The organism is Mycobacterium sp., from assembly GCF_032162105.1.
Taxonomy (GTDB): Bacteria; Actinomycetota; Actinomycetes; order Mycobacteriales; family Mycobacteriaceae; genus Mycobacterium.
The window spans coordinates 1-4,237 of record NZ_JAVRPS010000031.1 but is presented as its reverse complement, the minus strand read 5'-3'; the positions used below and the strand labels follow the sequence as shown (position 1 = coordinate 4,237).

Annotated in this window: 2 protein-coding genes; both read left to right on the top strand. The window is 69.9% G+C overall.

Annotation, left to right across the window (positions count from 1 at the left end; all coding sequences use genetic code 11):
• Positions 1-3,121, top strand: a 3,121-nt coding sequence (gene recC, locus QOC69_RS01280) for an exodeoxyribonuclease V subunit gamma (protein WP_526435579.1), incomplete at its 5' end; no start/stop codon positions are given.
• A partial coding sequence (locus QOC69_RS01275) for a UvrD-helicase domain-containing protein (protein WP_526435577.1) occupies positions 3,121-4,237 on the top strand: 1,117 nt, incomplete at its 3' end. The genes recC and QOC69_RS01275, both read left to right, overlap by 1 nt.

Here is a 4,237-nt window from a genome sequence, read left to right as displayed (position 1 = left end):
CGGCGCTGGGGCGGACGGGGGGTGCGCAGGCGTCGAGTTCAGGAATCCGCGCTCGCTGATCGCGGAGATCACCGGCACCGCCGATGACGACCCATGGGCGCCGGACGCCATGGTCTGGCCGCTGCTCGAAGTGATCGACGAGAGCCTCGACGAAGCGTGGTGTCAGACCCTGGCCACCCACCTCGGCCGCTTCGAGACCAGCGACGAGGAGAGGGAGCTGCGGCTGGGGCGGCGCTACGCCGTCGCGCGCCGCATTGCCGGGCTGTTCGCGTCGTATGCCAGCCAACGCCCGCAGCTGCTCGTCGACTGGCTGGACGGCCACAGCGCCGACCTGCCCAGCGACCTCGACTGGCAACCACCGCTATGGCAGGCGCTGACCGGCCGCGTGCACGCCGACCCGCCGCACGTCCGGCAGCAGAAAACCGTTGCGCGCCTTCAGGAATCGCCTCTTACCCTGCCGCCGCGGCTCTCGCTGTTCGGCCACACCAGGCTGCCCCGCACCGAGATCGAGTTGATCACCGCGCTGGCCACCCACCACGACCTGCACCTGTGGCTGCCGCATCCCAGCGACGACCTGTGGCGCACGCTCGGGGACCTGCGCGGGGCGATTCCACGCCGCGACGACACCAGCCACCGCTCGGTGGGCCATCCGCTGCTAGCCACCCTCGGGAGGGATCTGCGCGAGCTGCAGCGCAGCCTGCCCGCCGACGTCGAGACCGACGAACAGCTCGGCGGCAGTGACCGCCCGGACACCCTGCTCGGCTGGCTGCAGTCCGACATCGCCGCGAATGCCGTTCGGCCCCAAGGCCGGACACTCGTCGCGACGGATCGCTCGGTGCAGGTGCACGCGTGCCACGGACCGGCGCGGCAGGTGGACGTGCTACGGGAGGTGCTGCTCGGACTGCTCGCCGACGATCCGACGCTGGAGCCACGCGACATCCTGGTGATGTGCCCCGACATCGAGACCTACGCACCGTTGATCAACGCCGACTTCGGGCTCGGTGACGTCCTGCACGGCGCGCATCCGGCACACCAACTGCGGATGCGCCTCGCGGACCGTTCACTGGTGCAGACCAACCCGTTGCTCGCCGTGGCGACGCAGCTGCTGAGCCTGGCGGGCAACCGGGTGACGGCGAGCGAGGTGCTCAACTTCGCCCAGTCCGCCCCGGTGCGCGCCCGCTTCGGCTTCACCGACGACAACCTCGAGGACATCACCCGCTGGGTCCGTCAGGCCAACGTCCGGTGGGGCTTCGATCAGGAACACCGCCAGCCCTACGGCGTCGACTTCGTGCACAACACATGGCGTTTCGGCATCGACCGGGTGCTGGCCGGCGTGGCGATGTCCGACGACGCGCACGCCTGGATCGATGCCACGCTGCCGCTGGACGACGTGAGCAGCAATCGCGTCGAGCTGGCCGGACAGCTCGCCGAGTTCGTCGACCGGCTGCAGCGGACGGTGCGTTCGCTTACGGGTGCGCAGCCGCTGCGGGCCTGGCTGACGGCATTGACCGACGGCATCACGATGTTGACCCGGATCACCGACGCCGACGCCTGGCAGAGCAGTCAGATGGACCGCGAGTTCGGCGACGTGCTTGGCGACGCCGGGGCCCGCGCGGACACCGTGATGCGGCTGCCCGACATCAAGGCGCTGCTGGAACGCCACCTGGCCGGACGGCCCACCCGCGCGAACTTCCGCACCGGCACGCTGACGGTGTGCACGATGGTGCCGATGCGGTCGGTTCCGCACCGCGTGGTGTGCCTGGTCGGCCTCGACGACGGGGTGTATCCGCGTCGCGGTGTCATCGACGGCGACGACGTGCTGGCCCGCAATCCGATGACGGGTGAGCGTGACATCCGTTCCGAGGACCGGCAATTGCTGCTCGACGCCGTCGGGGCCGCGACCGAGAAACTGGTGATCACCTACACCGGTGCCAACGCCTACTCGGGCCAATCCCGTCCGCCCGCGGTCCCGCTGGCCGAGCTGCTGGACACGTTGGACGCGACCACCCCGGAAGCCGTGCGCGAGCGGGTCGTCGTCCATCATCCGTTGCAGCCGTTCGACATTCGCAACGTCATCCCAGGCAAGCTGGTACCCGAGGTGCCGTTCACGTTCGACTCGACCGTCCTCAAAGCCGCGCGCGCCAGCGCCCGCGAGCGGCACGAGCAGCCGAAGTTCGTCTCGGGACCGCTACCGGCCCAGCCGAGCGAGGACGTCGCCCTTGCCGATCTGGTCGCGTTCTTCAAGGACCCGGTCAAGGGTTTCTTCCGCGCGCTGGACTACACACTGCCGTGGGACGTCGACGGCGTCGAGGACGAGATGCCCGTCGACATCGACGCTTTGGAGGAATGGTCGGTCGGCGACCGGATGCTCACCGACATGCTTCGCGGCATGACGCCCGACGATGCACGGCAGGCCGAGTGGCGCCGCGGCACCCTGCCGCCCGGTCAACTCGGCTGGCGCAAGGCCGGCGAATTGCGCGAGCAGTCCACCCTGCTGGCGGCCGCCGCCATGCGGTACCGCAATGCCGGTGCGCAGGCCTACGACGTCGACGTCGACCTGGGCTCCGGGCGCCGGTTGACCGGCACGGTGTCGCCGGTCTTCGGTGACCGGCTGGTCTCGGTCACCTACTCCAAGCTCGACGGCAAGCACCTACTGGAGTCGTGGATTCCGTTGCTGGCGTTGTACTCCCAGCATCCGGGCCGAGACTGGTCGGCGGTCTGCATCGGTCGACCGAAGCGCGGCACCACGCCGCGTCAGGAGGCGCTCGGGCGCCCGCAGGAACCGGCCGCCGAACTGTTGCATGACCTGGTGGCGATCTACGACGCCGGGCGACGTGAGCCGCTCCCCCTGCCCATCAAGACGTCCTACGCCTGGGCGTGTGCCCGGCACAGCGGCGACGACCCGGAGCGGGCCGCGTCCTACAAGTGGAAGTCGGGCAACTACCCGGCCGAGGATCAGGACAAGGCCCAGGTGCGGGCCTGGGGGCAGGGCGCCTGGTTGGCCGACCTCATGCAACCCGTGCGGCCCGGTGAGGAGTACGACGGCGAGAACAACCGGCTGGGTGCGTACGCCGCCCGGCTCTGGCTGCCGATGTTGCGCGCCGAACGGAGCCCCGCCTGATGGAGCGCTTCGACCTGACGGACCCGCTGCCCGTCGAGGGATCCACCACCGTGCTCGAGGCCAGCGCAGGCACCGGCAAGACGTTCGCGCTGGCCGGGTTGGTGACACGCTACGTCGCCGACGGCGCGGCGACGCTCGACGAAATGCTGCTCATCACCTTCGGCCGCGCCGCCAGCCAGGAACTACGGGAACGCGTCCGCTCGCAAATCACCCAAGCCGCAGCCGCTTTCGACGATCCGTCGCTGGTCGGCGACAACCAGTTGGTCGCGCACCTGCTGAAGGGTACCGACGCCGAGCGCGTGGCCCGGCGGCAACGGCTGCGCGACGCGCTGGCCGGGTTCGACGCCGCGACCATCGCCACGACGCATCAGTTCTGCCAGTTGGTGCTGAAGTCGTTGGGGGTAGCCGGCGACTCCGACTCCGGGGTCACCCTGGTGGAGAGCCTCAACGACCTGGTCACCGAGATCGTCGACGACCTCTATCTGGCCCACTTCGGCCAGCAGCGAGACACTCCGGAGCTGACCTATCCCGACGCGCTCAAGCTGGCCCGCGAGGTGGTCAACAATCCGGCGACGGAGCTGCGGCCACTCGACCCGGACCCCGACTCGCGGGCAGCGGTGTGCGTCGGGTTCGCCAATCACGTTCTCGCCGAGCTGGAAACACGTAAGCGGCGGATGGGCATCCTGGGCTACGACGACCTGTTGACGCGGCTGGCGAAGGCGCTGCACGCCGAGCACTCCCCCGCCCGGTTGCGGATGCACCAACGGTGGCCGATCGTCATGGTCGACGAGTTCCAGGACACCGACCCCGTGCAGTGGGAGGTCATCGACCGGGCGTTCAGCGGTCGGTCGACGGTGATCCTGATCGGCGACCCGAAGCAGGCGATCTATGCGTTCCGCGGCGGCGACATCGTCACCTACCTGCGGGCCGCCGAGACCGCGGGAGCCAAGAAGACGCTGGGCACCAACTGGCGCAGCGACGGCGCCCTGGTCGATCGGCTGCAGGCCGTGCTGCGCGGCGCCGAGCTCGGCGACCCCGCCATCGTGGTGCACGACGTGGAGGCCGCGCACCCGGGTACCCGGTTGGCCGGCGCCCCGCACGACGACCCGTTCCGGT